The organism is Flavobacterium sp. C4GT6 (genome assembly GCF_036347315.1).
Lineage (GTDB): Bacteria > Bacteroidota > Bacteroidia > Flavobacteriales > Flavobacteriaceae > Flavobacterium.
This window is the reverse complement of record NZ_JAZGZU010000015.1, coordinates 22096-48688: the sequence shown is the minus strand read 5'-3', so window position 1 is coordinate 48688 and position 26593 is coordinate 22096. Positions and strand designations below refer to the sequence as shown.

The window sequence follows — 26593 nt, the reverse complement described above, 5'->3', positions numbered from 1 at the left end:
GTTTAAGTTAGAGTTTTAAAGTGAAATAAAAATTAAAGTTTCTGCCTGGCATTTGCCTGCTGTCTACACTAACATAATCAGCATTCCAAATATTAAGCACCTGTGCTCCCAGTTTATAAGTAGTCGTTTTTCCAAAAGTATATTCGGCACCAAAGTTACCTGTAGTATAGGCATCTATATTGTACCTCGAGTTGTTGTCCGATCTTGTAAACACCTCTCCGGTATATAAAAACTGATAGTAGGCAGTAAGTTTTTTATACCCGTAAGACAATGCCCCCGATGCCTTGTGGTAAGGCACATAAATAAGCTGATTGCCTGTATCTTCGTTCTCACTACGGGTATAACCATACACTGCGGTAAGCCCCAGTTTGTGTGCATTAAACTCCCTGTTGTATTTAAATACCGTTTCTATACCGTAGGTTTTAACCCTATCGGTATTTTGTGGTCGCCACACACTACCTGTAGGCAGCCAGCGCAGCATATCCTTAAGTTTTATATAATAGCCAGTTACGCTTAGGCTAGCATTTTTAATGGTAAACTCGTTACCTATTTCTCCCTGTATTGAACTTTCGGGTTTCAAATCGGTATTACCGCTACCCTGCCAGTATAAATCCTGAAAGGTAGGTATCCTGAAGTTTTTAGATCCGTTTACCCTTAGCATATAAAAATCGGAAAAACGGTATTTTGCTCCTGCCGAATACAAAAACGGACTCTCATAATTATTTGTAGCCTCTTTTCTTATACCCGTCTCATACATTAATTTACCAGTAACCGAATGACTAAACAGTACACTTGCCGAACCTATATGCCTTTCGGCACCTTCAAGACTGGAACCATATCCTTTGGTTTGGGTAAAATTCAATACCGAGTTCAGTTTCATCTTACTGTTAATCTGGAAGAGCAGGTCGTACTTCCCTATTATGGATTCTGATTTTCCGTAGGTATAACTGTCTCTATAAATATTATCAAAGTATTTGTACTTCTCACTCAGGTAAGCTGCCTTTAGTTTTGAGGTAAACCTGCCATAATAGCCTGTCCACTCCAGCATGTTCCTGGTGTCAAAATTATCATACTTCGTTCTTGTTTCCGATGGAAATATGAGTGAAAAATGCCTCTCCCCCTCAAACAAGTAGCTATAATAGATAAGGACATTTTTTTGATTGATTTTATAACCCACAGTAGCCGAAGCACTGTTGTTATAATACTGCCCGTTAAGATTATGTCCATCCTTACCTACGTAATCATAGTCGTTGTCAGAGCTGTTTCGGGTAAAGCTAAGCGATGTACTAAACCTATCACTAGCTATAGTCCCTGCATAATGCAGCCCCAGTGTATTAAAGCTGCCGTAGTTTGCCCTAAGCTCGTTAGTGAATTTTTCTTTATACTCAAGTTCATTGTTCAGGTGAATACTCCCCCCTATGGCGCTACTACCATAAATAACGCTTCCGCCCCCTGCCCTTACATCTATGGCATTAAAGTCGCGGGTATTTATTACGTTAAAGTCGGTTTGCCCGTTTAACTGAGAGTTTATATTTATACCGTTCCATATCACAGCGGTTTGCTGAGCGGTTGTTCCCCTGAATGACGGAGACGACACCATACCCAGTCCGTTTTCCTTAAAGTAAATGGTGGTATTGTAATTTAAAAATGAGGTAAGCGATGCCTGATTGATCCCAATAACCGAATCATTTAACACCAGTACCTGCTGTGTATTGGAGAAATCGCGTAGTTGCGTGTCTGATATTATCAGCTCTTTCAAAGGGACAATAGTATCCTGTTGCGCCCATAACTGGTGGCACAATACAAGAGTTAATACAAAAATGAGTCTGTTAAATGTCATAATTTCCAGAACCTTTTTTCCCGAAGGTTCGATAATTGTTAACACTAAAGGCAGGTCTCCTGGCTTGCGTACTGTTGTTTACCTTCCCGCCTATACAGGCAGTGGCTCGCAGTTAACAACAGCCTCCCGAAAGGGATATAGCTTACAGTTGCGGGAACAGCTCAGGTATTGCACCTGATTCCCTTTTAATACAGTGTGCGGCCGGCACACTATAACCTAAAGTTGGGTGCAAATATAGGATTAATATTGAAATTTATACATTTGCAGCAGCTTAATATTTGTTATGAAAATCTTACACTACCCTATTCTTCTTTTTTTATTACTGACAGTAACAGGCTGTAAAAAACAGGAAAAAGCACACGAAGAAACTACCGAAACTGTAGAAAATTCAATAGTTTACGCCAAAGGGCTGGAACTATATAAACATCACGGTTATACTGTAGTAAAAGTGACTAACCCGTGGCCTGATGCTACGGAAACCTTCACTTATGTGATGCAGCAAAAAGATGCTGTTGTGCCCGATAGTCTTAAAAAATATACTACGTTACAGGTACCTTTACAGTCAATTGTGGTAACCTCAACAACACATATACCGGCACTGGAAATGCTTGGTGTGGAAAACACTTTGGTAGGCTACCCCGGTACTGATTTTATTTCAAGTGAAAAGACCAGAAAACGTATTGATACTGGACTGGTTAAAGACGTAGGTCAGAATGAAAGGCTGAATACAGAGATTATGATTGACCTCTCCCCCGATGCTGTTGTGGGCTTTAGTATAAGCAGCAACAACAAATCCATGAACACCCTGCAAAACAGTGGGCTAACCGTTTTATACAATGGTGACTGGACAGAGCAAAGCCCGCTGGGAAGAGCCGAATGGATTAAGTTTTTCGGGGCACTTTACAGCAGGGAAAAAGAAGCCGATATTATTTTTAAACAGATAGTAAAAGATTATAATGAAGCTAAAAAAATAGCCCAAAACACTACCGAAAAACCTACAGTTATGGCAGGTGCAATGTTTCAGGATCAATGGAACCTGCCACAGGGAGGAAGCTGGGTAGCACAGTTTTTAAAAGATGCTAATGCCGACTATCTTTGGAAGGATACAGATGGGACAGGAAGCCTTAGCCTATCATTTGAAACCGTACTGGATAAAGCCGAAAATGCCGAATATTGGATTGGACCAAACAGCTATACCTCTCTTAACGAAATGACAGATACCAATCCGCATTACGGACAGTTCCAGTCGTTTAAAAACAAGAAAGTATATTCCTTTGGTACTAAAAGAGGTCCTACGGGCGGATACATTTATTATGAGCTTTCGGCAACAAGACCCGATCTTGTTTTAAAAGACCTTATCAAGATATTTCACCCGGAACTGTTACCGGATTACAAACTTTACTTTTTCGAAAAACTAAACTAATCACCGTGCTGTACACCAAACGATATACACTGATTTTTATACTGCTGGGCATTAGCCTTGTGGCACTGTTTCTGGTTAATATCAGTTTGGGTTCGGTAAGTATTCCGCTTAAGGAAGTATTCAATAGCCTTATTGGCAAAGGTGCTTCAAAATCGGCATGGGAATACATCATAATCAACTACAGGCTCCCTAAAGCCCTAACTGCAATTATTGTGGGCATGGGGCTGTCAATAAGCGGATTACTTATGCAAACGCTCTTCCGCAATCCATTGGCAGGGCCTAGTGTTTTAGGCTTGAGTTCGGGAGCCAGCCTTATGGTAGCCATTGTTATTTTAGGTGCCGGGATTGTACCTGCCGTAGGTCGTTTTTTCTCATCGTCATACGGACTCGTACTTGCCTCTACCCTTGGTAGTTTACTGGTATTACTGGCTGTATTGATAGTAGCACAAAGGCTAAAAGATACAATGGCAATACTGATTGTAGGCTTAATGTTCGGGAGTTTTGCAGGGGCCATTGTAGGTGTACTGTCTTACTTTAGTAATGCCGAACAGCTTCAAAAATATACGTTTTGGGCACTGGGAAGCTTAGGTAATCTTTCGTGGGAAAACATAACCATACTATGCGGAGCCAGCCTACTGGGACTTGCCATTGCCGTTACCTGCATCAAACCGCTTAATGCCATGCTGCTTGGCGAACGTTATGCCAAAAGCCTTGGTATCAACTTTAGCCAAACACGCTTTATAATTATACTCGCAACCAGTATTATTACAGGTTGTATTACTGCATTTACGGGACCTATATCGTTTATAGGGATTGCCGTACCACATATTGTAAAACTACTGTTTAAAACCAGTAGCCATTTAGTATTGTTTTGGGCAACCCTGCTTGCAGGTGCTGCCATAATGCTAATTTGCGATACGGTAACCCAATGGCCGGGAAGCAGTTTCGTATTGCCTATAAACGGAATTACATCTATAATTGGTGCACCTATAGTGATATGGCTGTTGTTCAGGAAAAAGAAAGGGGTATTCAGTTAAAATGAAAAAGTGATGAAAACAGTATTAGCTGCAAATAATCTTAGTATTGGTTATCCTGAAAAAAAACAGGAATCTATTATTGCACAGCATATTAACCTCAACCTTAAAAAAGGTACGCTTATCGCATTAATAGGTGCCAATGGTATAGGTAAATCTACCCTGTTGCGTACCTTAACCGGAATTCAGCCGCCTATTAGCGGGATTATTGAGCTTAACGGAATTAACCTCACTCAGCACAACCCTAAGGAACTGGCGCAAAACCTAAGCGTGGTACTTACCGAGAAGCTTCCGCCAAGTAATCTTACGGTTTACGAACTGATTGCATTAGGAAGGCAGCCTTACACCAACTGGCTGGGCTCACTTACCGAAGAAGATAAACTACAGGTAAACAGGGCGCTTCAACTTACCCAACTGGAGCATCTTGCCAACAAAAAATACTATGAAATAAGTGACGGGCAGTTACAAAGGGTACTCATTGCCCGTGCCCTGGCACAGGACACGCCTTTTATTGTACTGGACGAACCTACCACTCACTTGGACCTACTGCATAAGGTTAGCCTGTTAAGACTCCTGAAAAAGCTCACGCAGGAAACCGATAAGTGCATACTCTACTCTACTCACGATCTCGACCTTGCCCTGCAATTAAGCAGTGAAATTGTTGTAATGACACAACAGGAAGTAATACAGGACTCCCCTGCTAATTTAATTAGCAACAAGGTTTTTGACAGGCTATTTAATGATGACAGTATAACTTTTGATGCTGAAAAAGGCGGTTTTACCGTTAAGGAATAAGCACTTTGAGTTCGGCTTTTTCTTACGCATTTAACAAAAGGTAAACACAGCTCTCCCTTATTATTGTGTAACTTTACAGTAAACCAATACCTAAATAATCATGGCTAATCAGTTTACAATAAGTTATCCGGGCGATAAAACAAGTCTGCTTAACAAGATAAAAAGTTCTATAGGCGACAAGGGTAATCTTGCCGGAGACGACCAGCACGGAAATTTTGAAGGCAGTACCCCTTTGGGAAAATTCTCGGGTTCCTATAGTATAGATGGAGATAATATTACCATAACCATTGATAAAAAACCAATGCTGATATCCAACAGCAGGATACAGGAAGAGTTTGAAAAAGCCTTAAACGACAAATAATATGCGTAAAATTACCTTACTTATACTATTTATATGTACAACTATAAAGGCACAACCTCCTTTAATGGAACTACACTCTAATGGTTTTGATCCTGTAGAGGTAAGCATCCCATCCATACCTGTTGAATTATTCATAAAAGGGACCGATACATGGGCTTATGAATATAACCGACTTAAAAGCCCGGTGGATGTTACTAATGTAACTGCAAATACTATAACCATTAGTGCTTATAAGAAAAACGCCTTTTATTACCGTAACCGTGGCGAAGCTTTCTTTTACAAAATACATTATACCATGACCATTACTTTTCATGTTAATAGCTACACTCTTGACTTTAAAGTAGGTGATATTTATACCGACGGAGACGTACTGGTTGAATACAAACTTCCTGATTATTTTGCCTCATCGGGCAAGCTGAAGGACGGTTATAACATGCTGGACGAATCCCTGCAAAAAACAGTAAATGACATAGTGAACTCGCACTATAATTTTATTATAAAGTACCAGTAGCTAAGGCTTTGTTAAACCTTTTTGTTTTATGGTTCATTAGTAGTAATATTATAATAACAACCTAAAAAACAAAAAGCTATGTCACAGGAAAAACCAAACGACCCTAAGGATTTAGGTTCGAAAAAAATAAACGACCATCAAAAAAACGAAGGCTTTAGCGGAGAAAACCTGCCCAATAATTACAATCCAGGCAGTCGCTTTTTAAATCCTGAAACCGAAAAAGATGAAGAAGGCAATAAGGAATTACAAAAACGTGCCCGCGATGTAAATGAAGGAAAAGCTGTACCGGTTAGCCAAAGCGATAAAACCGTAAATGATAAAGGCGAAGTGGTAGACAAAAACCGTGGTACTAAAAACGAAGCAGAAGATAAAGAAACTGCCGAGAACAGGGATTTCAATTCGGATATTAAAAAGAACCGTTATCCGCCGTCACATCCAGAAAACAAAAGAGATCGAGGAAATACAGACGAATAAAAAAGGCAGGTTATACCTGCCTTTTTTTATTTAATCTTCTTCCTTAATAAACTGTATATTGGCATGCAGGTGAATTTCCTCTCCCAGTACCAGTCCGCCTGCCTCTGTAGTATCATTGGCATGGATGTTAAAATCATTTCGGTTAATCTCTCCGCTTATATCAAAACCGGCTCTCATATTGCCAAATCCGTCTCTGGCTTCTCCGCCAAACAAAACTTTGAATATAACTTCCTTAGTGACATCCTTAACGGTAAGATCCCCTTTTAAATCATACTTATCGCCATCTATATGGTTAAATGCTTTTGAGACGAACTGCATTTCAGGGTAAGAATCGGCATTAAAGAAGTCGGCCGACTTCAAATGCTCGTCCCTTTGCTCATTATTGGTATCCACGCTGTACACATCAATAGTCAGTTTAAAGTCGGCATCGGTAAAATCATCCTTTCCGGCATGCATAGTCCCCGAAAATAACCTGAAATACCCTGTAACATTAGCAATAAGCAAATGCCTTATTTTAAACTGTATATCTGAGTGAGCTAAATCGAGCGTCCATTTTGCTGTTTTCATAATTATGTGTGCTTTAAAAAATTGGTTAATAGTGATAAATGTTTTTTTATAAGTAATACCTTATAATACACTACTAATTTACTCACTATTACAACCTGTTTTACAACTCATTGCGTGAATTGTTTGTTAAACTTTCCTTTATATATGCTAATAGATAAAGTGTTAACTGGCTGCTATTATTGGGAGTTAAGCGTTTTGTTAAAGCTTTTTATAACATTTTGTATAAAAATGAGTGTTAATTAACTTCAATATCAGCGAGTTATAACTGAACTTTGTATACATCAACCTAAAGGAATAATATTATGAGTAATAAAGATAAAAACCAAACCCCGGCACCTAAGGTATCAAGCGGTAAGGATTTGAGCGAGAAGAAAACTCCTGAGTTGAAAAAGAATTTTAAAAATGCCGAAAAAGGTGCTTCAAAAAAAGAAAATCAACCTGACAATTAAAATTAAAACCAGTATTAATATTTAAATGTAAGTGTTATGAGTACCGAAAAAAGCAACAACATATATACAGGGCAAATGGGAAACAGGCCAAGCGAACCTATAAGAGCCGGTGGGCGTAATGCTGACAGGAGTTATTATAAGGACCAAATGAACAGTGGGGCTTTTATTGCCCATAATATAAGCCAGGGAAGGGATGTACGTTCCAGAACGTATAACGAAGCCGAACAGACCTGGAAGGAACAGCAAAAGCCCAACCCTGATAATAAACAATAATACAAAGCCCTTAAGGGCTGCAACATAGGATATAGGATAAGAGAGTTTTTTTGTGTGGTTCTAAACTATCTATTTCTAAAGAAGCCTGCTGTTTAGCAGGCTTCTTTTATTATACGCGTTGATTATCGGCTTTCCAGTTTTTTATTGATTTTTTAATTGCTTTAGAATCGAGGTTATCGGCTATTGCTTTTTCCAGCAGTGCCGGCATTTCCTCATCGGGGGCAAAACGCAGGGCAAACAACTGCCCTTTGCTTAGCTTATCTTCATAAGGTTCAAGGCGCTGCCCTGTAGTAGCAAAATAGCGGTAACGCAGTTCCTGTAGTACAATCCTGTCCTGTAAGGTTAAGGCATAGTGCTGCCTTAGCATAAACGACAATAGGGTAACCGAAAAGAAAGCCAGAAACAGGAATACCCATATAAGCCAGTTCTCATTATCAAATGAACGCCCCACACAAAATCCCATCACTAATAACATTACAGGGTAAAATACAAAGTGATGCGGGACATAATACCTTACATGGTTTTTATAATTCTGTTCCATTTTATTTTATTCTATTCCTTTAAGGAAGTTTACAATGCGTGAAGCGATTTCCTTCTGTCCATCCTGTGATGTAAGATATTGCCTGTCGTTTTCATTTGAAAGGAATCCCATTTCAAACAGTATACCCGGTGCTTCTGTATTTTTAAGTATATAAAATCTTGCTTCTTTTACAGGAGTCACTTCAAATCTGTCGCTCATTACTTCTGATAGTTTTGCAGCATATTCCTTTGATTTCTGATTTTGGGCAACATCCTGACCAACAAAAAATTCCATTCCTGATTTATCCGATTTATCGGTCATATTAATGTGCAGGGATAAAACCAAATCAGGCTTAATATTATTGATAGTTTCAACCCTGTCTGTCAGTTGTTGGAACTCATCATTATTTCTGGTAAAGTGAATTACCACTTCTTTATCATCGTTAAGCTCCTTTACTTTTTGGGCGATAGATGCTACAATATCTTTTTCTAAAAAGTCATCATGCTTAGCTCCAAAATCTTTACCACCGTGACCGGCATCTATAACAACATTGATTTTTTGGGTTTCAGTTTCCGGTAATGCAAAAGCAAAACAAACAATTACTGCCATTGCAGCAAGGTTTCTGACAAGGTGTTTTTTCATAAGTAGTTGGTTTTTATGGTTACTATATATACAGTACAACATCAAAAATAACGAAAAAATTGTGTACAACTGTAGGAAATACAATACTTTTAACGGAGCCTTATACCATTTTCGCTAGCATCCATAAGCTTTTCAAGTCTTGATATTTTGGTTTTTTCCTGCTTGGCAGATGTAACCCAATGCCTCATAAGGTTTTTATAATAAGGTGGCTGATCGTTAAAAAACGTCCATGCCTTTTCGTTCTTTTCAAAAATACTCACCTGCTCTGCAGTAAACTCGGCAGGAGCTTTCCGTTCATGTGAGTATATTTTGGATCTGTCCTCATTAAGCTTTTCATAGGCTGCAATCCCCATAGGGAAAACCCTCCCTAACTGTAGTTGTTCTTCCATCTTCTTAACGTTTACAGCACTCCAAACGCTGTTGGGACGGCGTGGCGTAAACCTTATGGAATAAGCTTCTTCACTTACTGTACGTCTTATACCGTCTATCCAGCCAAAACATAAAGCCTCATCTACCGATTCCGGCCAGGTAATACTTGGTTTTCCTGTACCCTTTTTATAATAGCCCAAAAGTAGTTCAGTTTTTACCTCATGGTGTTTTTCAAGCCATTCCCTAAAGTGGGCAGGTGTTTCAAAAAAGTGTAATTCCATAGCTTTGTTATTAGGAAAGTATAGGTATGATTTCGTTAAGCTTTTTAATTTCGTAGAAATTATCATGCTCAATTTCGTGGTCTATCATTTCGTGTGCCCACGTAGTTTTAAACGGAACATGACAGGCATATCCGCCTATGTTAAGCACAGGTAGCACATCTGACTTTAATGAGTTACCAATCATGAAAAACTCATGTGGTTCTATATCAAGCCTTGAAAGCAGTTTGTTATAATTGAGTTCCTTTTTATCAGCCATTACTTCTATGTGGTGAAAATAATGCCCCAGTCCGGAATCGTGTAGTTTACGCTGTTGATCTTTAAGGTCACCTTTTGTGGCCACAACCAGCCTGTACTTGCCCTGTAAGGCTTTAAGAGTCTCTTCTACCCCATCCAGTAACACAATAGGTTTTTGCAGGAGTTCTTTCCCAAGGTCTATAATTTTTTGAATGTGCTTTACACTAACCGTCCCGTCTGATACTTCAATAGCGGTTTGTATCATGCTCAGTATATAACTTTTTATACCGTAACCGTAAAGCGGAAGATTATCTACCTGATGTTTAAAAACGGCTGCCGAAAGGCTTTGATGGGACAGGTAGTTTTCCATCAAACCACAAAATTTCTTTTCGGTTTCCTCAAAATAGGGTTCATTAATAAGCAGAGTGTCGTCGGCGTCAAAAGCGATTACTTTTATGGATTTCATGGCGTATGATAAGGGTTTTCTACAAATTTACAGATTTTAACCTCATCACACCACACTTATCTCACCCTTATAAGTTCAAACATACCGGGGTACTCCACTACCAGTCCATTATCATCAACAATAATCTCTGCCTCAAAGTCTTTTAGGTTATCAAACCTATACAGCCTGCTGCCTAAACGGGTATACTTTTGCCGCTCACGGCGTACTTCATTTTGCAGTACATCAATATAAATAACACTTAGTTCGGTAGTTTCGCCCTCGGCAAGTTGCAGTCCGTTTACGGGAAGTGTATTGGTAAACGGCGAAATAGAAATATCTACATAATTACAGCCCTCAAAATTAAAATGAGGCAAATTCTTTTTACACTTCCAGTGTCCATTTTTATCCAGAGAAAGCGCATGTTTATAGTTGTTATCGGCAATACTGGCACTTATTTCAAAAGACTGTACCTGCCAGTCCCTGTTAAGCTGTAACCAGTATTCAACATATATGGGCTTGTTTTTCGCCCAGCCTTCAATTTCAGAATGTACCATGATACTCGCATCATGATAATTTACGGCACAGTATTCATCTGTGTCATACATCAACCCCTTCCATAAAATACTCAACTGCATAACCGTAAAAATTAAAAAGCGGTTTTGACATGTGTATCAAAACCGCATCTAATTTACTATTTTTCAACCAGATAATCAATGAGAAAAGTCACAGAATTACCTCCTTGCCCTTAGAATTCCAACTTTATTCCCCGAATCATTCATTAGCACTCCTCCATGACCTATATACAGGTTAGTATCGGCATTATCAGTAAGCATCATTTTATAGCCCGCTTTGTTAGAACGCACCAGTTTTGCTATCATATACACCTTATCCTTATCCACCTGTACAAGGTTTCCTTTTTTGGTTAGGTAGTACTCTCCTTTGGGATCTGAACTAAAGTAGGCATCACTGGCTATATTATTATTGTATTTAGCACTTTGCTGAATCTTCTCGGCTCTTGTTGGCTGCGTTTTTATTTCTACCTGCTTAGACTTAGTAGGTGCTTTTACTATAGGTTTGGTTTCCGGTTTTTGCTTTCGGCTGGTTGTTTTCACCTGTGCAACTGCTGCCGTATTAGCCTGAGAGTTTCCGTTTGCCCTTGTCCAGCCTGTTGCTATGGCAACCAACCTGTCTCTTTTTGGCGGATGCGTATGCGAACCCTTTATGCTGGCTATGGTTTCCATAACTGCCTGCGCATCGGTAAGGCTTGCTCCCAGTTTGTTAAGTACAAAGCCCGAAAACTCATCGGCATCCAGTTCGGTTTGGGGCCTGCTGCCTACCTTATCAAGGGTATGCCCGTTAAGGTGGTGCCCTATTTCGTGTGCAAGTATACTCACAGCTGCCCAGTCACTACCGCTTACGGTATTGATGCTCGACATGAATTTAGGATTGTATAAAATGTATCTTTTACCTTTTAGTACTACCGCAGCTGCATTAGGTACGTTAGCAGCACGCAGTTCAAAATTGGCTTTTAACCCAATTACCGACATGATGTTTTTTATAACCGTTTCGGCTTTTGCATCGGGTTTAAAGGCATGTATATCGCCCGTAACCTTTTCGCCATAATAACTGCACATTTGAGTATATTTTGCCGATGCAAATACCTTTTGTGCGTGTACTCCGGCGGCATTACATAAGGCTACGATAAGTAGTAAGGCTTTTAAAATCTTCATAGGCCAGAGAGAAAATAAATTTAACATTTGGTTATCAGCTACATAATAGTAACGCTATATTTTTAGCTGTTAGTATGAATTTTAACACCCTTACATACTAAAACGTTTTCTGTTAACGACATGTTAATTTAATAATTAAACAAACGTTTAATTTAAACAAGTGTTTAACTTTGTGTCAGAATTTTGAAATTGGAAAACAATGACAGAATACAACGAAAAACAACTTGATATACTCATGGCTGCAGAAAAACTGTTTGCCAGCGAAGGTTTTGACGGGACATCAATAAGAAGCATAGCAAAAGCCGCAAAGGTCAATATTGCTATGATTTCCTATTATTTTGGGTCTAAAGAGAAAATGCTTGAAGCACTTATTCTGCACCGTACATCTGACATGAAAATGCAGTTAGACAATATTTTCAAGGAAGACCTTACCCCGTTAGAAAAAGTAGAACGCCTTATAGACCTTTACATTTCGCGTATTAACAAAAACAAATGCATGTACCAGATTTTGCACTTTGAGCTTTCTACAAAGAAAAGGCTGATGGATATGAAATCGTATGCCGAAGTTAAGCAGCAAAATATGGCGGCTTTTAGAAAGATAATACAGGAAGGACAGGAATCAGGACTGTTTAAAACAAACATAAACATTGAGCTTATCCCTCCTACCATTATGGGCACCCTTGTGCATTTCCAGATGAACAGACCTTTTTTTGAGGCAGAACTGGGTATTAAAACAGATGAAGCCTACGAAAACTATATAAAAAACGAATTAACGAGTCACATTAAACAAACAATTAAAGCCCTTTTAGTTCATGAAAACTAAGAATTTACTATTGGGAGCCACACTGTTTATATCGGGGTTTGCAACACTGCAGGCACAAGAGAAAAAACAGTTAAGCCTTGATGATGCCATAGGCATGGCGGTTACCCAAAGTACAGAGGCAAATCTTGCCGATACAAAAGTTTCCACTTCAAAATTTGAAATGGAAAGCGTAAAAAACAACATTTACCCTGAAGTAAAACTTTCGGGTCAATATCAAAGGTTAACTAATCCTAATGTTACACTTAGACTACCTACCGGCGACAGTAATGATGGCGAAACAGCATCGGGTTCTCCAAAAGTAGACCAGCTTATGCTGGGTATGGCTACCGTGGGTATGCCTTTGTTCTCTGGTTTTAAACTTAAAAATAGTGTAGAGGCATCTAAAGATGCTTACAATGCAGAGACTTTTAATGCTGCCCATACCAAAGAGCAAATTGCCATGCAAACCATAGTACTTTATTCTAACCTGTATAAGGCACAGGAGTCGGTTAAGCTTATAGAGGAAAACCTTAAGAGTGCTAACCAGCGTGTTACCGACTTTACAGCTATGGAGCAAAACGGTATTATTGCTCGTAACGACCTTCTTAAAGCACAGCTGCAGGCATCAAACATTCAACTGTCTTTAGAGGATGCTAAAAAAACGGTTTCTACTATTAACTACCAGCTTGTAACTATGCTAAAGTTACCTGAAGGAACACAGGTAGAACCTAACCCGGCTTACTTTGAAAACTCTGAAGAGATGGTTACCGCAGTTACTGCCGAAGAGGCTATTAGCCAGCGAAATGATCTTGAAGCCCTTAGATGGGAACAAAAGGCAAGCGAGGCTAACATAAAAATAGCTCAGGCAGACTACTACCCTACCGTTACACTTTTAGGAGGATATGCAGCGGTAGATATTAAAAATGTTTTCCAGGTTACCAATGCCATTAACTTTGGTGTAGGTGTATCATACGACCTATCTAACCTGTTTAAGAACAGCAAGCACGTAAAATCGGCTTCAAGCCGTGCCGAAGCTACCAAGCAACAGGTAGAGTTACTTACCGACAGGATTAAAGTACAGGTACAGGAATCTCTTGAAAACTATAATCTTGCTATTAAGCAAAACAGAGTGTACACCGAAGCTGTTACACAAGCCGACGAAAATTACCGTATTGTAAAAGATAAATATGATAACGGCCTTAGTGATACTAACGACCTTTTAGAGGCCGATGTACAACAGCTACAGGCAAAACTTAACGAAACATTCTCAAGAGCAGATATAACACAACGTTACTACGAACTGCTTAACGTTTCAGGAAAATTAATCAATTCATTCAACATTACTCAACAAAATAATTAATATACCTCCTCATGGAAAAAAAGAAAACAAACAAGAAGTTTCTTATCATACTTATAGTACTTGTTGCCGTGGGTGCTACATATGGTACTTATAAATATTTACACTCCCTTGCTCACGAAACTACCGATGATGCACAGGTAGAAAGAAACATGAGCCCTATTATACCGCGTGTTACAGGTTACATCACTAAGGTATATGTAAAAGATAACGATTATGTAAAAAAAGGTGATACCCTTTTTGTTATAGATGATAAAGATTACATTATTAAGGTGGAAGAAGCTAAAGCCGCTCTTTTGGCTGCCGAAGGTAACCTTGCTGTCGCAAAGGCAGATGTGGGAAGTGCTACAGCAAACGTATCGGTATCTGATGCTAATTTACAATCTACAAAAGGTAACATTGAGGCTGCTAAAGTAAGATTATGGAGAGCTAATAACGACTTTGAACGTTATGAGAACTTATATAAAAACCACTCTATAACTAAACAGCAATTTGAGCAGGCTCAGGCTGCTAAGCAGGAGGCTGAAGCCCAACTGAAAGTACTTGAGCAACAACAGGCAGCCAGCAACTACCAGAAGAATGCGATTATTTCAAAATCAAATGTGTCCAACAAGCAAACGGAAGTTGCTGCTGCCAATATTGAGCGTGCTAAGGCTGCGCTTGAAGCTGCTAAACTTAACTTAGGCTATACAGTGGTTACGGCTTCTGTAAACGGACAAATATCGGCTGTTGATATACAACCGGGTCAGCTTGTAGCTCCGGGACAGGCATTATTCTATATTACAGATCACAGCGAAACATGGGTAGTGGCTAACTTTAAGGAAACTCAGCTTAACAAAATGAGAGCCGGACAAAAAGTAGGTATTAAAGTAGATGCTTATCCTGATATTGAGTTTGAAGGGATTATTACATCATTCTCGCCTGCAACAGGAGCAAAATTCTCTCTATTACCTCCGGATAATGCTACGGGTAACTTCGTAAAAACGGTACAGAGACTACCTGTAAAAATCAATTTAACTGAAAATAACACGAAAGAAAAAGTAGACCTGCTTCGTCCCGGTATGAACGTAGAAGTAGATGTACACTTAAAATAATATGGCAGCAACAGTAACACAGGATGACAGCCTGGTAGAATATGGCTTTAGGCGGGTAATTATTACCATTACCGCGGTACTGTGTGCCCTGCTTGAAATTGTAGATACTACCATTGTCAACGTAGCGCTAAATGAAATGCGCGGTAGCCTTGGGGCAACGCTTACTGATATTGCCTGGGTAATTACCGCTTATGCCATCGCTAACGTAATTATTATACCAATGACGAGCTGGCTGTCACAGCAGTTTGGCCGTCGAAATTATTTTGCCGTATCTATTGTAGTATTCACCATATCATCGTTTTTATGTGGTAATGCTACCAATATCTGGGAACTTGTATTTTTTAGGTTCATACAGGGTATGGGTGGTGGTGCACTACTTGTAACGGCACAAACTATTATTACCGAGAGTTACCCTGCCGAGAAAAGAGGTATGGCACAGGCCATATATGGTATGGGGGTAATTGTGGGGCCTACATTGGGTCCGCCACTGGGAGGTTACATTGTAGATAACTACTCATGGCCTTATATATTTTACATTAACGTACCGCTGGGTATTATTGCAACCCTGCTTACGCTGATTTATGTAAAAAGTCCTAAGTATGGCGAAAAGATGAAAGCCAATCAGGTAGACTGGTGGGGTATTATTTTCCTTGCCTCCTTTATCGGGTCGCTGCAATATGTACTGGAACACGGACAACAGGATGACTGGTTTGCCGATGGCACAATAGTTACACTGAGTGTTGTAACCGTATTTGGTTTACTCGCCTTTATATGGAGGGAAATGACATACAAGTTTCCTATTGTAAACCTCAGCGTATTAAAAGACAGTAACCTTCGTATTGGTACCATAATGTGTTTTATACTAGGTTTCGGTTTATATGGTTCTACATTTATAGTACCTATATATACCCAGTCTGTTTTAGGATGGACAGCACTCGAAACCGGTTTATTACTTATACCAAGCTCATTGACAACTGCCTTTATGATGCCTATTATTGGTAAGCTTATACAAAGAGGTATACCGCAAACTTACATGGTAGCATTAGGTTTCCTTATCTTCTTCTTCTTTACGTTTTGGATGCACAACATCATCACAAACGATACAGGGGCAGAACACATGTTTTGGCCACTTATATTAAGAGGTATGGGACTTGGGTTACTTTTTGTACCTATTACTACCCTATCGCTTTCTACCCTACAGGGTAAAAGTATTGGTGAGGGTGCTGCCTTTACAGGTATGATGCGTCAGTTAGGAGGTTCGTTTGGTATTGCAATTATTACCACTTTTATCTCACGTTTCAGTCAGCAGCACAGAGTAGATTTAATATCTCACTTAAACGGAGCCAGTTTTGAGGTACAGCAACGTGTACACCAATATCAGCTTAAATTTATGGGTAATGGTTTTTCTGCCAGTGAGGCATTGGCAAAAGCACACCAACTACTGGACCTTAATGTTACAAGACAGGCAACCATATTGTCGTACATGGATGTGTTTATGTACCTGGGAATCCTGTTCCTGCTTTGTATACCATTCATACTGCTTGTAAGGCGTGGTAAGGGTAAAGTAGACATGAGCGAAGCCATGCACTAAAATTTTAAAACAGCTAAAAAATGAATTCAAAATATAATCATTATAAAGTAACGCTGGAGCACACGCACAACCCAAAAGGTGACGAACTGCAGGAAGCCGTTAGTGTTGAATTTGATAATCACGATAACATTTTCAACATTATCAAAATACTAAAGGAAAAAAACCTTTTTAACAGTGATAGTGAAACAGCCGAGTTTGCCATAGGACTTAAAATGTTTGGGGAAGTAATGCTAAGAAACAGAGAAAACCCTTTGTTTAGCGAGCTATCTCCGGCTTTTAAAGAGTTCATGATGAAACTCAAATCAACATAAGAAAGGTTAATTGTTTGATTATATATAAATTGTTTTGGTTATTACACCTTTGCCGGGTGTGTTCAAACAAAAAACTCCGAAGACCTGTCTTCGGAGTTTTTTTATCTATAAGAATTTTATAAATCCTTGTGTAATACTTTCTGTTTTTGAACCTATCCATATATCAAAAATCCATTTGCCATCTCTAAAAATAAGATATGTGTAACCTCTTACATATGGTCTTTTTGGCATACGTCTTAAATCGGGGTATTTATAATTATACCATATTACTAAAATATCTTCTTCTTCGGGCTCATAGTCAAAATCAAAACAATAATCATTATTAAGTATATCCAATAAATATTCTACAGATAAATCTTGTACCATTTCTGAAGGTCCAGCCGGAGAAATATCTAAACTTGAATCCCACTTGCCTATATATCTGGATAAACCCCATACATATTCGGTTTCGAGATAAGCCTCATTAAAAATAAGCTTCTCCTCTTTAGTATTTCTTGGATACTTTACAGGCGCAAAATTTTTATCCCTTTCAACAAATAGTATTTTCATGTTACACTACTTTATAAATACCGGCTTATCCCCAGATTTTTTTTCAAAAAGCTTATCGTTTTCAACTTACTATTTTTATAAATCCTTGTGTAATCCTTTTTAGTTTTACATCATAATACCTGTCAAAAATCCATTTGCCATCTCTAAACATAACACATGTAGAGCATCTTATAAAATACCTGTTTGGTATATGCCGTAAATCGGGATATTTATAATCATATTGTATATCTAAAATATCGCCTTCTTCGGGCTCATAGTCAAAATCAAAACAATAATCATTGTTAAGTATATCTAATAAATATTCTACAGATAAATCTTTTACCTTCTCTAAAGATGCAGCATGAGAAAAATTAAAATCTAAATCCCATTCACCTACATATCTGGATAAGTACCATTTATATTCAGCTTCAAGATAAATCTCTTTAAAAATAAGCTTCTCCTCTTTAGTATTTCTTGGATACTTTACAGGAACAAAATTTTCATCCCTTTCAACAAATAGTATTTTCATGTTACACTACTTTATAAATACCGGCTTATTCCTATATTTTTTTACAAAAAGCTTATCGTTTTTAACCTACTATCTTTAAAAATCCCTGCGTAATCCTTTTTAGTTTTGCATCATAGTGCCTTCCTAAAATCCACTTGCCTTTTGTAAAAATAAAAGCAGACCAACATTCTATATTTATTCTTTTGAGCATATACTTTGCATCGGGCAATTTATAGTTATATACAAACTCTAAAATATCGCCTTCCTTTGGCTCATAGTCAAAATCAAAACAATAATCATTGTTGAGTATATCCAATAAATATTCTGCAGATAATTCTCCTATGGTATGTGAAACACCTCTATACTGGGAAAATTCCATTGAATATAAGTCGCACTTGCCCAGGTATCCTGATAAAGTCCATGTATATTCCGTTTCGAGATATGCCTCTTCAAAAATAAGCTTCTGCTCTTTAGTTACTCTGTGATATGTTACAGAGGCTGAATTTAAATCCTTTTCAACAAATTGTATTTCCATAAGGAATTATCTGGTAAACACCAGCTTATTCCCTTTAGAGAGGCTGGCATCAAACTTATAGCCTTCGTAATCAAAACCTTTGAGTCCGTTTAGAGATCTAACGTTATTGTCTATTATGTAGCGTACCATCATCCCCCTAGCCTTTTTGGCAAAAAAGCTTATCATTTTTAGTTTACCGTCTTTATAGTCCTTAAACTCCGGAGTAATTACAGGGACTTTAAGTGCTTTTGTATCTACGGCATCAAAGTATTCTTTACTTGCCAGGTTAATAAACAATTCGTCGTCTTTAAGTTCATCGTTTAAAGCCTGTGTAATAGTCTTTTTCCAAAACTCATATAGGTTCTTACTATCCTCTACAGGCATTTGAGTACCCATTTCCAGTCGGTAAGGCTGTATCAGGTCGAGCGGTTTTAAAAGTCCGTAAAGGCCTGATAATATCCTTAAACTATCCTGAAGCTTATTTAGTTTGGACACAGGAATAGTATAGGCATCAAGCCCTGTGTATACATCTCCGTTAAAAGCATACACGGCGGGTCTTGCATTTTTTGTGGTAAAAGGCGTATGCCAGTCCTGATTGCGTTGCCAGTTCAAATCGGCAAGCTTTTTGCTTATACTCATCAGTTTACCAAGTTCATCAGGCGACTTTTCTTTTAACACATTATGTATCAATTCACTTTGCGGTAAAAAGGAAGAATCAGAATGTTTTCTTGTAGGAAGTTTTGTATCAAAATCCAGCGATTTTGCGGGAGATATAACTATTTTCATATACTAATTTGTTATCTTTCAAAGTTAGTAATTGTAACATTATCGGCAAAACATATACGTATAACATAAAGGAGTAGTTTAATGCTCCGCCAAACCATTAACCAACTAAAAAATGACAGATTACATTATAAGGACAGAGCACCTTACTTTTCACTATTCCAAAAACAGAAAAGCTCTCGACAATGTTTCTCTAAACATCCCAAAAGGTTCCATTTATGGCTTTTTAGGTCCAAACGGAGCAGGGAAATCAACCACCATGCGCCTGCTAACGGGCATACTGCCGCAACAGGACAAATCTATTTATCTTTTTAACCAGCCGTTAAACGAACAGCTACCTAAAGCCTTTGATCGTGTTGGGTCGCTTGTGGAAAGTCCTGCATTATACCTTCATCTTAGTGGGTATGATAACCTAAAGTACATAGCAAAACTGCGTAACGTTCCTGAAAGCAGAATTAACGAAGTACTGGAACTGGTAGACCTGCAAAGGGATGCTAAAAGAAAAGCTAAGGCTTACTCTCTGGGTATGAAACAACGCTTGGCCATCGCCATGGCTTTACTGGACGAACCGGAACTTTTATTACTGGATGAGCCTGTAAACGGACTAGACCCTAACGGTATTCAGGATATACGAAAACTACTGGTAAGGCTTAATAAAGAAAAAGGGGTTACTATTTTCGTATCAAGCCACCTGCTTGCCGAAATTGAGAAAATGTGTACTCATGTAGGGATTATCAGTAAAGGAAAAATTCAGTTTGAGGGTACTATGGAAGAGCTTTCCAAAAAATCAGGATTGTGTAAAATACGTATTACGGTTAAAGATGCCCAACGCTGGTATGATGAGCTGGCAAAGGAAAACCCTACCGTGCAAATGGATAATAATACTCAATTTTCCCTTGAACTTCAAAACCGCGAGGAGATTCCGGCATTTACAAAAGAACTTGTAAATAAAGGTGCCGAGATTTATGAGATTAAAATCCTTGACGGTCTTGAAGAGTGGTTCATGGCACTTGTAAACTAATTATAACCTTACCAACACATATAATAATGCAAAATTTTATAACTGCCCTAAAGGCAGAACATCTTAAAAGAAAAAAAACGGGAGTATATCTTACCGCCATTATACTTGGGGCATTTATTCCGTTAATATATGCGATAGCCTATATTATTCAGAATGAAACCCTAAAACCGGGCTTACCTTATAACATATATGTAAAAACACTGGAAATTATAACAGGATCTTTTACTGATTTCTTTTTACCGTTGCTAATACTTATTTCTGCCAGCAGGCTAACTCAGCTTGACCATAAAAACGGAGGCTGGCAGCTAATGGAAACACAACCCTTAAAGAAAACATCCATATACTTTGCAAAATACACTCAGCTAATTTTAGTGACTTTTGTTTCGATTTTAACCTTTATTGCTGCATCCTATCTTGGCTCGGTACTTATTAGCTTATTTATAGATATGCCTGAAAACGTTAGTGTAAGTTTTGATTTTGGTCTTTCTTTTTGGCTAATGATAAGAATGTTGCTTGCTGCCTTACTGTTTGCTTCTGTACAATATGCTGTATCAGTGTTACTGCCTAGCTTTATATGGTCTATGCTAATTGGGCTTTTCCTTCTGTTAGGTTACATGATCGCCGTTAACTTTAAAGCATTCCCAGACTGGTTCCCGCTGGAAACATTAAAAAAGGTAGGAACTTATCCTAAAGGAAGTGACTTGGGTTATTGGATTACCTATTCGGAAGTTATAAGTGTACTAAGCAGTTTTATTGTACTTTACATAGGCTTTATGTGGTATAAGCACAAAAGTATAAAAAGAGCTTTTGTAAGCCCCGCTGCAAGAATAGGAGCTTTAGCAGGAGTACTGATTATTTTTGGCGGTACAACTTGGTATATGACGACCTCAAATACTATGTCACCCTACTCAAAAACGGTAATTAGCGGTACGATAGAAAGTACTACCCCTATAGATAAAATATACCTGGCAGATAACTTTATGGGCGATACACTTGCTGAAATAAATATTAGTGATGGTAAATTTCATCAGGTAGTAGACAATGATTTCCCTCTTGATATCTATCACCTTAAAATAGGTCAAAGCGTAGCCAATGTTATTTTGAGTAACAAGGATAGTCTTTTTGTAAAGCTAAGAATTAATAAAGAAAAAGGAGAAATTGATTACTATGGCACCCGAATTGCAGAAAACCAATATGTTAAAAATAAAAGGGAAAACCTACCTTGGAGTTCTGTCGCTTATGACTTAGACCAAAACCGTAACCTTGACAAGCCTGCTAAGTTTATTGACGACCTGATTTCCGAATGGAAGGAAAGCATCAACAAATCGGATAATTTTAAAACGGTTGATAACTATGTTCCGCGTGAAGACTATAAACTTCAAAATAAAAGGCTGTTAACCATTACTTACCTTAACTACTGGAACGATTTTGTAAAAAAACGTAAGGCATTATACCCTGAAGAAAAAACAGAACCTACAGAAGAAATCAAAGAGATGATTGCTACTGTACCACTTAACGATGAAGGGTTATTAAGTAATGAAGATTATTTTAGGTATTTAAAATCACAAATAATTGCCAAAAATAAGGAGGAGGTTGATGAAAATACTAAAACGTTACAAGCCATAGAAAAAATGGAAAAAGGCAGTTTTAGGGATAAAATGCTGTACTGGCAATTAGACAAAAGTGTAAAAGAAGCGTCCGGCAATGAAGAAAGAAACAACACCCTGGCAAAATACAGTGGTTTGTTTACTCAAACCAACTATATTGCTAACCTAAATGCAACCAATAAACTTTATGCCAGCCTTGAAGCAGGAAAAGTAGCTCCACAATTTGAAGCTATTGATAAAGACCAAAAGGTATATACCTTAAACGACCTAAAAGGGAAATATGTGGTAATGGATGTTTGGGCTACCTGGTGCGGACCTTGTGAAAGGGAGCGCCCTAGCTTTGAGAAAATGTCCATTAAATACAAAAATGAACCTGTGCAGTTTGTTGCTGTAAGTATGGATCGAAGAATAGAAGACTGGTATGTAGAGGTTAATAACAGGTCTAAATCAGTATTACAGCTACATATTAATGATATTTCTAAATTCAGTAAGGAATACAACACCCAAAGCATACCTCGTTTTATACTAATTGATCCAGACGGGAATTTTGTTAACTCACAACTTCCTTTCCCTTCAGATGCCAACTTTGAAAAAATGCTGAGGGATGCCTTAGGCCTTGAAGAAGAAAAATAGTTTTTATCTTTGCCCTGATGATTAAGGCAATTAAAAAACATAAAGGTGCTATACTATACGGTTCCAGCCTTGCGTTGCTGCTTTTATTGCTACGCTGGCTGGAATTTCGTTTTTTGGTACTAAGCACTTCGCTTGATATCTACATTGGCATCATCGCTGTTATATTTACGGGGCTTGGAGTTTGGCTTACCTTAAAACTGTTTAAACCCAAAGCAAAAACAATTATAATAGAAAAAGAGGTAGAAGTATATGTTACTCCCTCCCCTCAATTTGAACGTAATCAAAAAGAACTGGACAACCTCAACCTTACCTCCCGCGAACTGGAAGTACTCGAACTTATGGCAAAAGGAATGAGCAATCAGGAAATTGCTAACGAACTTTTTGTTTCCCTAAACACAGTAAAGACACATTCGGGTAAACTTTTTGAAAAAATGGAGGTAAAAAGGCGTACCCAAGCCGTAGACAAAGCTAAAACACTGAATATCATACCTTAGTACATATCACCCAAAAGTCGTAATTTTATAAAAGACAGTAAAATCACCCGAAAGGATGAGGCAGTTTTGTGTGATATTATCCATTTTTGCACCATAAACAAACACTAAAAAACAATACAGGTATGACAAAAACTATTCTTACTTACGGTTTAATTGGAGGGGTAATAAGTACCATCGGGTATATTATTACTATACTAACCGGGCACGAGAACATGACCAATGCCATGATTATTGGCTTTGCCTCAATGTTCATTGCTTTCTCCCTAATTTTTGTTGCTATTAAAAGCTACAGGGACAAACAGGCTGGAGGTGTGATTTCATTTGGTAATGCATTCAAAATGAGCGTACTTATGTCGTTAATTACATCTTCCATTTATGTTATTGTATGGCTTATAGCCTTATATAACTTTTTCCCTGATTTTGCCCAACAGTATGGAGATAAGATTGTTGAACAGATGAGAGAGGCAGGAAAAACAGCAGAACAAATAAATGCTCAAATAGCTGAAAATGCAATATTAGTCGAGAATTACAAAAATCCTATAATGGTAATACTGTATACTTACATGGAAATTTTACCAATAGGATTACTGTTTTCGCTACTAGCCGCCGCAATACTTAAAAAGAAACCACAACCAGCTTTATAATTATGGGAAAAGTTACAGGAATAGGCGGATTGTTTTTCCGTTCAAAAGACCATGTTGCTTTAGGCAAATGGTATGAAAAGTATTTTGGCATTAAAACCGTAGGCAGTGGCGAAGTTTGGAAAACCGAAGCAGGTACTACAGTATTTGCTCCTTTTAAAGCCGATACCAAATACTTTAGCGAGCCACAACAGTTTATGGTAAACTTTAGGGTTAATGGACTGGATGAGTTTCTCGAAACACTAAAGGCAGACGGTATAAAGATTGACGAACACCGTGAAGAAATGTCTATGGGGAAATTTGCATGGGTATATGATCCCGATGGTAATAAAATTGAACTATGGGAACCAACTCCCGAAAATGAATGGCGTGACGACGCTTAAAAAAAAGTGCTGTCTTAAGAGTGTTGTCATTTTGAGCGAAACGCAGTGAAGTCGAAAAATCTCTAATAATGATTAAAGATTTCTCCGCAAGGTCAAAAATGGAAAACATTACATTTCGCTTTTAAGACAGCTCTTTTTTTGTACCTCTAAATCATCTATATTTGTTGTAAACACTACACATTTATGGATAGGTATTCCCAAATTAACGAGAGCATTAGCCGCTATGTAACCTTTAGCCAGGAAGAGCTGGATATTTTAAACTCCCTACTGGAATACAGGGAAGTACCTAAAAAAACCATCATGCTGCATGAGGGTGAAATGTGCAACTTTGAGGCTTTTGTAATTAAGGGCTGCATCCGTAAATATTATATTGACTCTAACGGACACGAGGTTATACTTCAGTTTGCCATAGAAAATTCGTGGGTTAGTGATATATCCTTCAGTATCTATGAAGACAGGCCCAGCCATACCTTTATAGAAACACTGGAAGATTGTGAGCTGCTTATTTTCTCTCCCGAGACAAAAGAAGAACTTTTTAAACAGGCTCCGCGCTTTGAAAGGGCTTTCAGGATATTGCTTTACCGCAACCTTGCCGTTACTCAGGACAGGCTCTTTAATACCATAGCAAAAACTGCAATGGACAAATACCTTGAGTTTTTAGACCACTATCCTTCACTGCCCCAGCGTGTGGCACAGCACTACATTGCTTCTTACCTAGGCATATCTGCCGAGTTCCTTAGCAAGGTAAGAGCCAAGATTGCCAAAACTAATTAGTACTTTAAGACTTTAAACCAATAAATTTCGGTTAAAATTCATTTCTTGTCCTAGTTCAATGTTTTGGGTTTTAGTATTACGCAACTTTGTACTGTAATATTAAAACAACCACTACTATGAACCGTAAAGATTTTATAAAAAAAGGACTGATGGGCACCGGGATGTTCGTTGCATCATCTGCCGTTGGAGATACACTTAATAACGATATAGATGAAATAAAACCATTAGATCCTATAGGTTATAACCATTTACCTAACGAGGAGGCTAAGGTTAACGAAAGTACCGTACTACATAAAGCCAATACCCGCGGGCATGCCAATCACGGTTGGCTGGACTCCCACCATACATTCAGTTTTGCCAATTATCATAACCCCGACAGGATGCACTTTGGCGTACTAAGGGTTTTAAACGATGACCGTGTAGACCCGGGAATGGGTTTTGGTACCCATCCTCACGATAATATGGAAATTATATCCATTCCGCTTGAAGGCGATTTGGAACACAAGGACAGTATGGGCAACACTGCCGTTATTAAAAACGGGGACATACAGGTTATGAGTGCCGGTACCGGAATTTACCATAGTGAATACAACAAAAATAAAGATAGGCTTACCAAATTCCTTCAAATTTGGGTATATCCTAACAAAAGAAATGTAACACCAAGGTACGACCAGATAACGCTTAAAGCGGAAGAAAGACACAACAAATTACAACAGATACTTTCCCCAAACCCGGATGATGCCGGAGTATGGATCCATCAGGATGCGTGGTTTCATTTAGGGAAGTTTGACAAAAACAAAACTGTGAAATATGACTTTAAGAAAAAAGGCAACGGTGTTTATGCTTTTGTGCTAAACGGTGACTTTAAACTTAATAATATATCACTTAACCACAGGGACGGACTGGGCATTTGGAACACCAATAACATTGCCATTGAGGCTTTGAGCGATGATGCCGAAATATTATTAATGGAAGTCCCAATGACAATTTAATTTTACGTAACTTAATAATACAAAATCAATAACAATTAAATATTAAAAATTATGTCTACAACAAAATGGGTAATAGACCCTTCACATTCAGAAATAGGATTTAAAGTAAAACACATGATGTTTACTAATGTTTCAGGTAGTTTCCAAAAGTTTGATGCTTTCATTGAAACTAACGGTGACGACTTTGAAAATGCTAAAATAGAGTTTACAGGAGAGGTTGATTCAATCACTACAGGTAGTGCCGACAGGGATGCTCACCTTTTAAGCGCTGACTTTTTTGATGCTGCACAATACCCGCAGTTAACCTTCTCGGCTACTTCATTCACAAAAGAAGACGAAGGAGAATACACACTTAAAGGAGACCTTACTTTACACGGTGTTACAAAACCGGTAAAACTTGATGTAGAGTTTGGCGGACTGGCTAAAGACCCTTGGGGAAATACAAAAACAGGTTTCTCTATTACAGGTAAAATAAACCGTAAAGACTGGGGACTTAACTGGAACTCAACTCTTGAAGCAGGTGGTGTTCTTGTAGGTGAAGAAGTAAAACTTGCTATCGAACTTCAGTTTATCAAACAGTAATTAGTTTACTTTTATATATGTTTCCTTAAA

General features: G+C 38.2%; 33 protein-coding genes and 1 riboswitch. Of the genes, 21 read left to right on the top strand and 12 right to left on the bottom strand.

The window, feature by feature from the left end:
* Positions 1–7: 7 nt before the first annotated feature.
* Positions 8–1840, bottom strand: coding sequence for a TonB-dependent receptor plug domain-containing protein (locus tag V3Z67_RS15090; RefSeq protein ID WP_330444102.1), 1833 nt, complete (start codon positions 1838–1840; stop codon positions 8–10).
* Between the two features lie 32 nt (positions 1841–1872).
* Positions 1873–2075: riboswitch (cobalamin riboswitch) on the bottom strand.
* 48 nt (positions 2076–2123) lie between these two features.
* Between V3Z67_RS15090 and V3Z67_RS15085 the strand changes: the two genes are divergently transcribed.
* From V3Z67_RS15085 to V3Z67_RS15060, 6 genes are all read left to right on the top strand, one after another.
* Positions 2124–3263: an ABC transporter substrate-binding protein gene (locus V3Z67_RS15085; protein WP_330444101.1), complete on the top strand. Its 1140-nt coding sequence runs from the start codon at positions 2124–2126 to the stop codon at positions 3261–3263.
* 5 nt (positions 3264–3268) lie between these two features.
* Positions 3269–4300, top strand: coding sequence for an iron ABC transporter permease (locus V3Z67_RS15080; protein ID WP_330444100.1), 1032 nt, complete (start codon positions 3269–3271; stop codon positions 4298–4300).
* 12 nt (positions 4301–4312) lie between these two features.
* Complete coding sequence (locus V3Z67_RS15075; protein ID WP_330444099.1) at positions 4313–5092, top strand: ABC transporter ATP-binding protein; 780 nt, start codon at positions 4313–4315, stop codon at positions 5090–5092.
* A gap of 100 nt (positions 5093–5192) precedes the next feature.
* The gene (locus V3Z67_RS15070; RefSeq protein ID WP_330444098.1) at positions 5193–5453 is read left to right on the top strand and encodes a hypothetical protein; all 261 of its coding nucleotides are present in this window, start codon (positions 5193–5195) and stop codon (positions 5451–5453) included.
* 1 nt (position 5454) lies between these two features.
* The gene (locus V3Z67_RS15065; protein WP_330444097.1) at positions 5455–5964 is read left to right on the top strand and encodes a hypothetical protein; all 510 of its coding nucleotides are present in this window, start codon (positions 5455–5457) and stop codon (positions 5962–5964) included.
* A 78-nt stretch (positions 5965–6042) separates the two neighbouring features.
* On the top strand, positions 6043–6438 hold the full coding sequence (locus tag V3Z67_RS15060; RefSeq protein ID WP_330444096.1) for a hypothetical protein: 396 nt from the start codon (positions 6043–6045) through the stop codon (positions 6436–6438).
* A 30-nt stretch (positions 6439–6468) separates the two neighbouring features.
* On the opposite strand, the gene V3Z67_RS15055 is transcribed toward V3Z67_RS15060, so the two are convergent.
* The gene (locus V3Z67_RS15055; protein ID WP_330444095.1) at positions 6469–7005 is read right to left on the bottom strand and encodes a YceI family protein; all 537 of its coding nucleotides are present in this window, start codon (positions 7003–7005) and stop codon (positions 6469–6471) included.
* Between the two features lie 302 nt (positions 7006–7307).
* Here V3Z67_RS15055 and V3Z67_RS15050 point away from each other — a divergent pair, with 302 nt between their 5' ends.
* Together V3Z67_RS15050 and V3Z67_RS15045 are read left to right on the top strand one after the other, a co-directional pair.
* The gene (locus V3Z67_RS15050) at positions 7308–7454 is read left to right on the top strand and encodes a hypothetical protein (RefSeq protein WP_330444094.1); all 147 of its coding nucleotides are present in this window, start codon (positions 7308–7310) and stop codon (positions 7452–7454) included.
* 36 nt (positions 7455–7490) lie between these two features.
* Complete coding sequence (locus V3Z67_RS15045) at positions 7491–7727, top strand: hypothetical protein (RefSeq protein WP_330444093.1); 237 nt, start codon at positions 7491–7493, stop codon at positions 7725–7727.
* A gap of 109 nt (positions 7728–7836) precedes the next feature.
* Here the strand turns inward: V3Z67_RS15045 and V3Z67_RS15040 are convergent, their stop codons facing one another.
* The 6 genes from V3Z67_RS15040 to V3Z67_RS15015 all read right to left on the bottom strand — a co-directional run bounded on the left by V3Z67_RS15040 (position 7837) and on the right by V3Z67_RS15015 (position 11948).
* Complete coding sequence (locus V3Z67_RS15040) at positions 7837–8268, bottom strand: DUF6526 family protein (protein ID WP_330444092.1); 432 nt, start codon at positions 8266–8268, stop codon at positions 7837–7839.
* 6 nt (positions 8269–8274) lie between these two features.
* A complete protein-coding gene (locus V3Z67_RS15035) occupies positions 8275–8889 on the bottom strand; it encodes an N-acetylmuramoyl-L-alanine amidase (protein ID WP_330444091.1) in 615 nt (204 codons plus the stop codon).
* Positions 8890–8978: 89 nt separating this feature from the next.
* Entirely contained in the window at positions 8979–9539 is a 561-nt protein-coding gene (locus tag V3Z67_RS15030; protein WP_330444090.1) for a YdeI/OmpD-associated family protein, read from the bottom strand.
* Between the two features lie 10 nt (positions 9540–9549).
* The gene (locus V3Z67_RS15025) at positions 9550–10239 is read right to left on the bottom strand and encodes an HAD family hydrolase (RefSeq protein WP_330444089.1); all 690 of its coding nucleotides are present in this window, start codon (positions 10237–10239) and stop codon (positions 9550–9552) included.
* A 56-nt stretch (positions 10240–10295) separates the two neighbouring features.
* On the bottom strand, positions 10296–10853 hold the full coding sequence (locus tag V3Z67_RS15020; protein WP_330444088.1) for a putative glycolipid-binding domain-containing protein: 558 nt from the start codon (positions 10851–10853) through the stop codon (positions 10296–10298).
* 96 nt (positions 10854–10949) lie between these two features.
* Positions 10950–11948 (bottom strand): hypothetical protein, encoded by a 999-nt coding sequence (locus tag V3Z67_RS15015; protein WP_330444087.1) that lies wholly within the window; start codon positions 11946–11948, stop codon positions 10950–10952.
* Between the two features lie 199 nt (positions 11949–12147).
* On the opposite strand from V3Z67_RS15015, the gene V3Z67_RS15010 reads away from it, so the two are divergent.
* The 5 genes from V3Z67_RS15010 to V3Z67_RS14990 are packed head-to-tail and all read left to right on the top strand — an operon-like array spanning position 12148 to position 17103.
* On the top strand, positions 12148–12771 hold the full coding sequence (locus V3Z67_RS15010) for a TetR/AcrR family transcriptional regulator (RefSeq protein ID WP_330444086.1): 624 nt from the start codon (positions 12148–12150) through the stop codon (positions 12769–12771).
* Positions 12761–14110 carry a TolC family protein gene (locus tag V3Z67_RS15005; RefSeq protein ID WP_330444085.1) on the top strand — a complete coding sequence of 450 codons (1350 nt, stop codon included), beginning with the start codon at positions 12761–12763 and terminating at the stop codon, positions 14108–14110. Before V3Z67_RS15010 ends, V3Z67_RS15005 begins: the two co-directional genes overlap by 11 nt.
* Positions 14111–14121: 11 nt before the next feature.
* Positions 14122–15201, top strand: a complete 1080-nt coding sequence (locus tag V3Z67_RS15000) for an HlyD family secretion protein (RefSeq protein ID WP_330444084.1) — start codon at positions 14122–14124, stop codon at positions 15199–15201.
* A 1-nt stretch (position 15202) separates the two neighbouring features.
* Positions 15203–16792, top strand: coding sequence for a DHA2 family efflux MFS transporter permease subunit (locus V3Z67_RS14995; RefSeq protein WP_330444083.1), 1590 nt, complete (start codon positions 15203–15205; stop codon positions 16790–16792).
* 20 nt (positions 16793–16812) lie between these two features.
* Positions 16813–17103 (top strand): DUF3861 domain-containing protein, encoded by a 291-nt coding sequence (locus V3Z67_RS14990; protein ID WP_330444082.1) that lies wholly within the window; start codon positions 16813–16815, stop codon positions 17101–17103.
* 105 nt (positions 17104–17208) lie between these two features.
* On the opposite strand, the gene V3Z67_RS14985 is transcribed toward V3Z67_RS14990, so the two are convergent.
* From V3Z67_RS14985 to yaaA, 4 genes are all read right to left on the bottom strand, one after another.
* Positions 17209–17652, bottom strand: coding sequence for a hypothetical protein (locus V3Z67_RS14985; RefSeq protein ID WP_330444081.1), 444 nt, complete (start codon positions 17650–17652; stop codon positions 17209–17211).
* A 61-nt stretch (positions 17653–17713) separates the two neighbouring features.
* Positions 17714–18160 carry a hypothetical protein gene (locus tag V3Z67_RS14980; protein ID WP_330444080.1) on the bottom strand — a complete coding sequence of 149 codons (447 nt, stop codon included), beginning with the start codon at positions 18158–18160 and terminating at the stop codon, positions 17714–17716.
* A gap of 61 nt (positions 18161–18221) precedes the next feature.
* Entirely contained in the window at positions 18222–18674 is a 453-nt protein-coding gene (locus V3Z67_RS14975; protein WP_330444079.1) for a hypothetical protein, read from the bottom strand.
* Positions 18675–18680: 6 nt separating this feature from the next.
* Positions 18681–19439 carry a peroxide stress protein YaaA gene (gene yaaA, locus V3Z67_RS14970; protein ID WP_330444078.1) on the bottom strand — a complete coding sequence of 253 codons (759 nt, stop codon included), beginning with the start codon at positions 19437–19439 and terminating at the stop codon, positions 18681–18683.
* Positions 19440–19551: 112 nt separating this feature from the next.
* On the opposite strand from yaaA, the gene V3Z67_RS14965 reads away from it, so the two are divergent.
* From V3Z67_RS14965 to V3Z67_RS14930, 8 genes are all read left to right on the top strand, one after another.
* Positions 19552–20457: an ABC transporter ATP-binding protein gene (locus V3Z67_RS14965; protein WP_330444077.1), complete on the top strand. Its 906-nt coding sequence runs from the start codon at positions 19552–19554 to the stop codon at positions 20455–20457.
* 26 nt (positions 20458–20483) lie between these two features.
* A complete protein-coding gene (locus tag V3Z67_RS14960) occupies positions 20484–22697 on the top strand; it encodes a redoxin family protein (protein ID WP_330444076.1) in 2214 nt (737 codons plus the stop codon).
* A gap of 17 nt (positions 22698–22714) precedes the next feature.
* Positions 22715–23191, top strand: a complete 477-nt coding sequence (locus V3Z67_RS14955; protein ID WP_330444075.1) for a response regulator transcription factor — start codon at positions 22715–22717, stop codon at positions 23189–23191.
* Between the two features lie 122 nt (positions 23192–23313).
* Positions 23314–23835, top strand: coding sequence for a DUF4199 domain-containing protein (locus V3Z67_RS14950; protein WP_330444074.1), 522 nt, complete (start codon positions 23314–23316; stop codon positions 23833–23835).
* A gap of 2 nt (positions 23836–23837) precedes the next feature.
* On the top strand, positions 23838–24215 hold the full coding sequence (locus V3Z67_RS14945) for a VOC family protein (protein ID WP_330444073.1): 378 nt from the start codon (positions 23838–23840) through the stop codon (positions 24213–24215).
* Positions 24216–24398: 183 nt separating this feature from the next.
* Positions 24399–24989, top strand: a complete 591-nt coding sequence (locus V3Z67_RS14940; protein ID WP_330444072.1) for a Crp/Fnr family transcriptional regulator — start codon at positions 24399–24401, stop codon at positions 24987–24989.
* A 116-nt stretch (positions 24990–25105) separates the two neighbouring features.
* On the top strand, positions 25106–25981 hold the full coding sequence (locus tag V3Z67_RS14935; RefSeq protein ID WP_330444071.1) for a pirin family protein: 876 nt from the start codon (positions 25106–25108) through the stop codon (positions 25979–25981).
* A 51-nt stretch (positions 25982–26032) separates the two neighbouring features.
* Entirely contained in the window at positions 26033–26563 is a 531-nt protein-coding gene (locus V3Z67_RS14930) for a YceI family protein (RefSeq protein WP_330444070.1), read from the top strand.
* Positions 26564–26593: the final 30 nt, after the last annotated feature.

Coding starts and splice junctions, on each gene's coding strand:
- V3Z67_RS15090 (WP_330444102.1), bottom strand. CDS start 1,840: ATGACATTTAACAGACTCATTTTTGTATTAACTCTTGTATTGTGCCAC.
- V3Z67_RS15085 (WP_330444101.1), top strand. CDS start 2,124: ATGAAAATCTTACACTACCCTATTCTTCTTTTTTTATTACTGACAGTA.
- V3Z67_RS15075 (WP_330444099.1), top strand. CDS start 4,313: ATGAAAACAGTATTAGCTGCAAATAATCTTAGTATTGGTTATCCTGAA.
- V3Z67_RS15070 (WP_330444098.1), top strand. CDS start 5,193: ATGGCTAATCAGTTTACAATAAGTTATCCGGGCGATAAAACAAGTCTG.
- V3Z67_RS15065 (WP_330444097.1), top strand. CDS start 5,455: ATGCGTAAAATTACCTTACTTATACTATTTATATGTACAACTATAAAG.
- V3Z67_RS15060 (WP_330444096.1), top strand. CDS start 6,043: ATGTCACAGGAAAAACCAAACGACCCTAAGGATTTAGGTTCGAAAAAA.
- V3Z67_RS15055 (WP_330444095.1), bottom strand. CDS start 7,005: ATGAAAACAGCAAAATGGACGCTCGATTTAGCTCACTCAGATATACAG.
- V3Z67_RS15050 (WP_330444094.1), top strand. CDS start 7,308: ATGAGTAATAAAGATAAAAACCAAACCCCGGCACCTAAGGTATCAAGC.
- V3Z67_RS15045 (WP_330444093.1), top strand. CDS start 7,491: ATGAGTACCGAAAAAAGCAACAACATATATACAGGGCAAATGGGAAAC.
- V3Z67_RS15040 (WP_330444092.1), bottom strand. CDS start 8,268: ATGGAACAGAATTATAAAAACCATGTAAGGTATTATGTCCCGCATCAC.
- V3Z67_RS15035 (WP_330444091.1), bottom strand. CDS start 8,889: ATGAAAAAACACCTTGTCAGAAACCTTGCTGCAATGGCAGTAATTGTT.
- V3Z67_RS15030 (WP_330444090.1), bottom strand. CDS start 9,539: ATGGAATTACACTTTTTTGAAACACCTGCCCACTTTAGGGAATGGCTT.
- V3Z67_RS15025 (WP_330444089.1), bottom strand. CDS start 10,239: ATGAAATCCATAAAAGTAATCGCTTTTGACGCCGACGACACTCTGCTT.
- V3Z67_RS15020 (WP_330444088.1), bottom strand. CDS start 10,853: ATGCAGTTGAGTATTTTATGGAAGGGGTTGATGTATGACACAGATGAA.
- V3Z67_RS15015 (WP_330444087.1), bottom strand. CDS start 11,948: ATGAAGATTTTAAAAGCCTTACTACTTATCGTAGCCTTATGTAATGCC.
- V3Z67_RS15010 (WP_330444086.1), top strand. CDS start 12,148: ATGACAGAATACAACGAAAAACAACTTGATATACTCATGGCTGCAGAA.
- V3Z67_RS15005 (WP_330444085.1), top strand. CDS start 12,761: ATGAAAACTAAGAATTTACTATTGGGAGCCACACTGTTTATATCGGGG.
- V3Z67_RS15000 (WP_330444084.1), top strand. CDS start 14,122: ATGGAAAAAAAGAAAACAAACAAGAAGTTTCTTATCATACTTATAGTA.
- V3Z67_RS14995 (WP_330444083.1), top strand. CDS start 15,203: ATGGCAGCAACAGTAACACAGGATGACAGCCTGGTAGAATATGGCTTT.
- V3Z67_RS14990 (WP_330444082.1), top strand. CDS start 16,813: ATGAATTCAAAATATAATCATTATAAAGTAACGCTGGAGCACACGCAC.
- V3Z67_RS14985 (WP_330444081.1), bottom strand. CDS start 17,652: ATGAAAATACTATTTGTTGAAAGGGATAAAAATTTTGCGCCTGTAAAG.
- V3Z67_RS14980 (WP_330444080.1), bottom strand. CDS start 18,160: ATGAAAATACTATTTGTTGAAAGGGATGAAAATTTTGTTCCTGTAAAG.
- V3Z67_RS14975 (WP_330444079.1), bottom strand. CDS start 18,674: ATGGAAATACAATTTGTTGAAAAGGATTTAAATTCAGCCTCTGTAACA.
- yaaA (WP_330444078.1), bottom strand. CDS start 19,439: ATGAAAATAGTTATATCTCCCGCAAAATCGCTGGATTTTGATACAAAA.
- V3Z67_RS14965 (WP_330444077.1), top strand. CDS start 19,552: ATGACAGATTACATTATAAGGACAGAGCACCTTACTTTTCACTATTCC.
- V3Z67_RS14960 (WP_330444076.1), top strand. CDS start 20,484: ATGCAAAATTTTATAACTGCCCTAAAGGCAGAACATCTTAAAAGAAAA.
- V3Z67_RS14955 (WP_330444075.1), top strand. CDS start 22,715: ATGATTAAGGCAATTAAAAAACATAAAGGTGCTATACTATACGGTTCC.
- V3Z67_RS14950 (WP_330444074.1), top strand. CDS start 23,314: ATGACAAAAACTATTCTTACTTACGGTTTAATTGGAGGGGTAATAAGT.
- V3Z67_RS14945 (WP_330444073.1), top strand. CDS start 23,838: ATGGGAAAAGTTACAGGAATAGGCGGATTGTTTTTCCGTTCAAAAGAC.
- V3Z67_RS14940 (WP_330444072.1), top strand. CDS start 24,399: ATGGATAGGTATTCCCAAATTAACGAGAGCATTAGCCGCTATGTAACC.
- V3Z67_RS14935 (WP_330444071.1), top strand. CDS start 25,106: ATGAACCGTAAAGATTTTATAAAAAAAGGACTGATGGGCACCGGGATG.
- V3Z67_RS14930 (WP_330444070.1), top strand. CDS start 26,033: ATGTCTACAACAAAATGGGTAATAGACCCTTCACATTCAGAAATAGGA.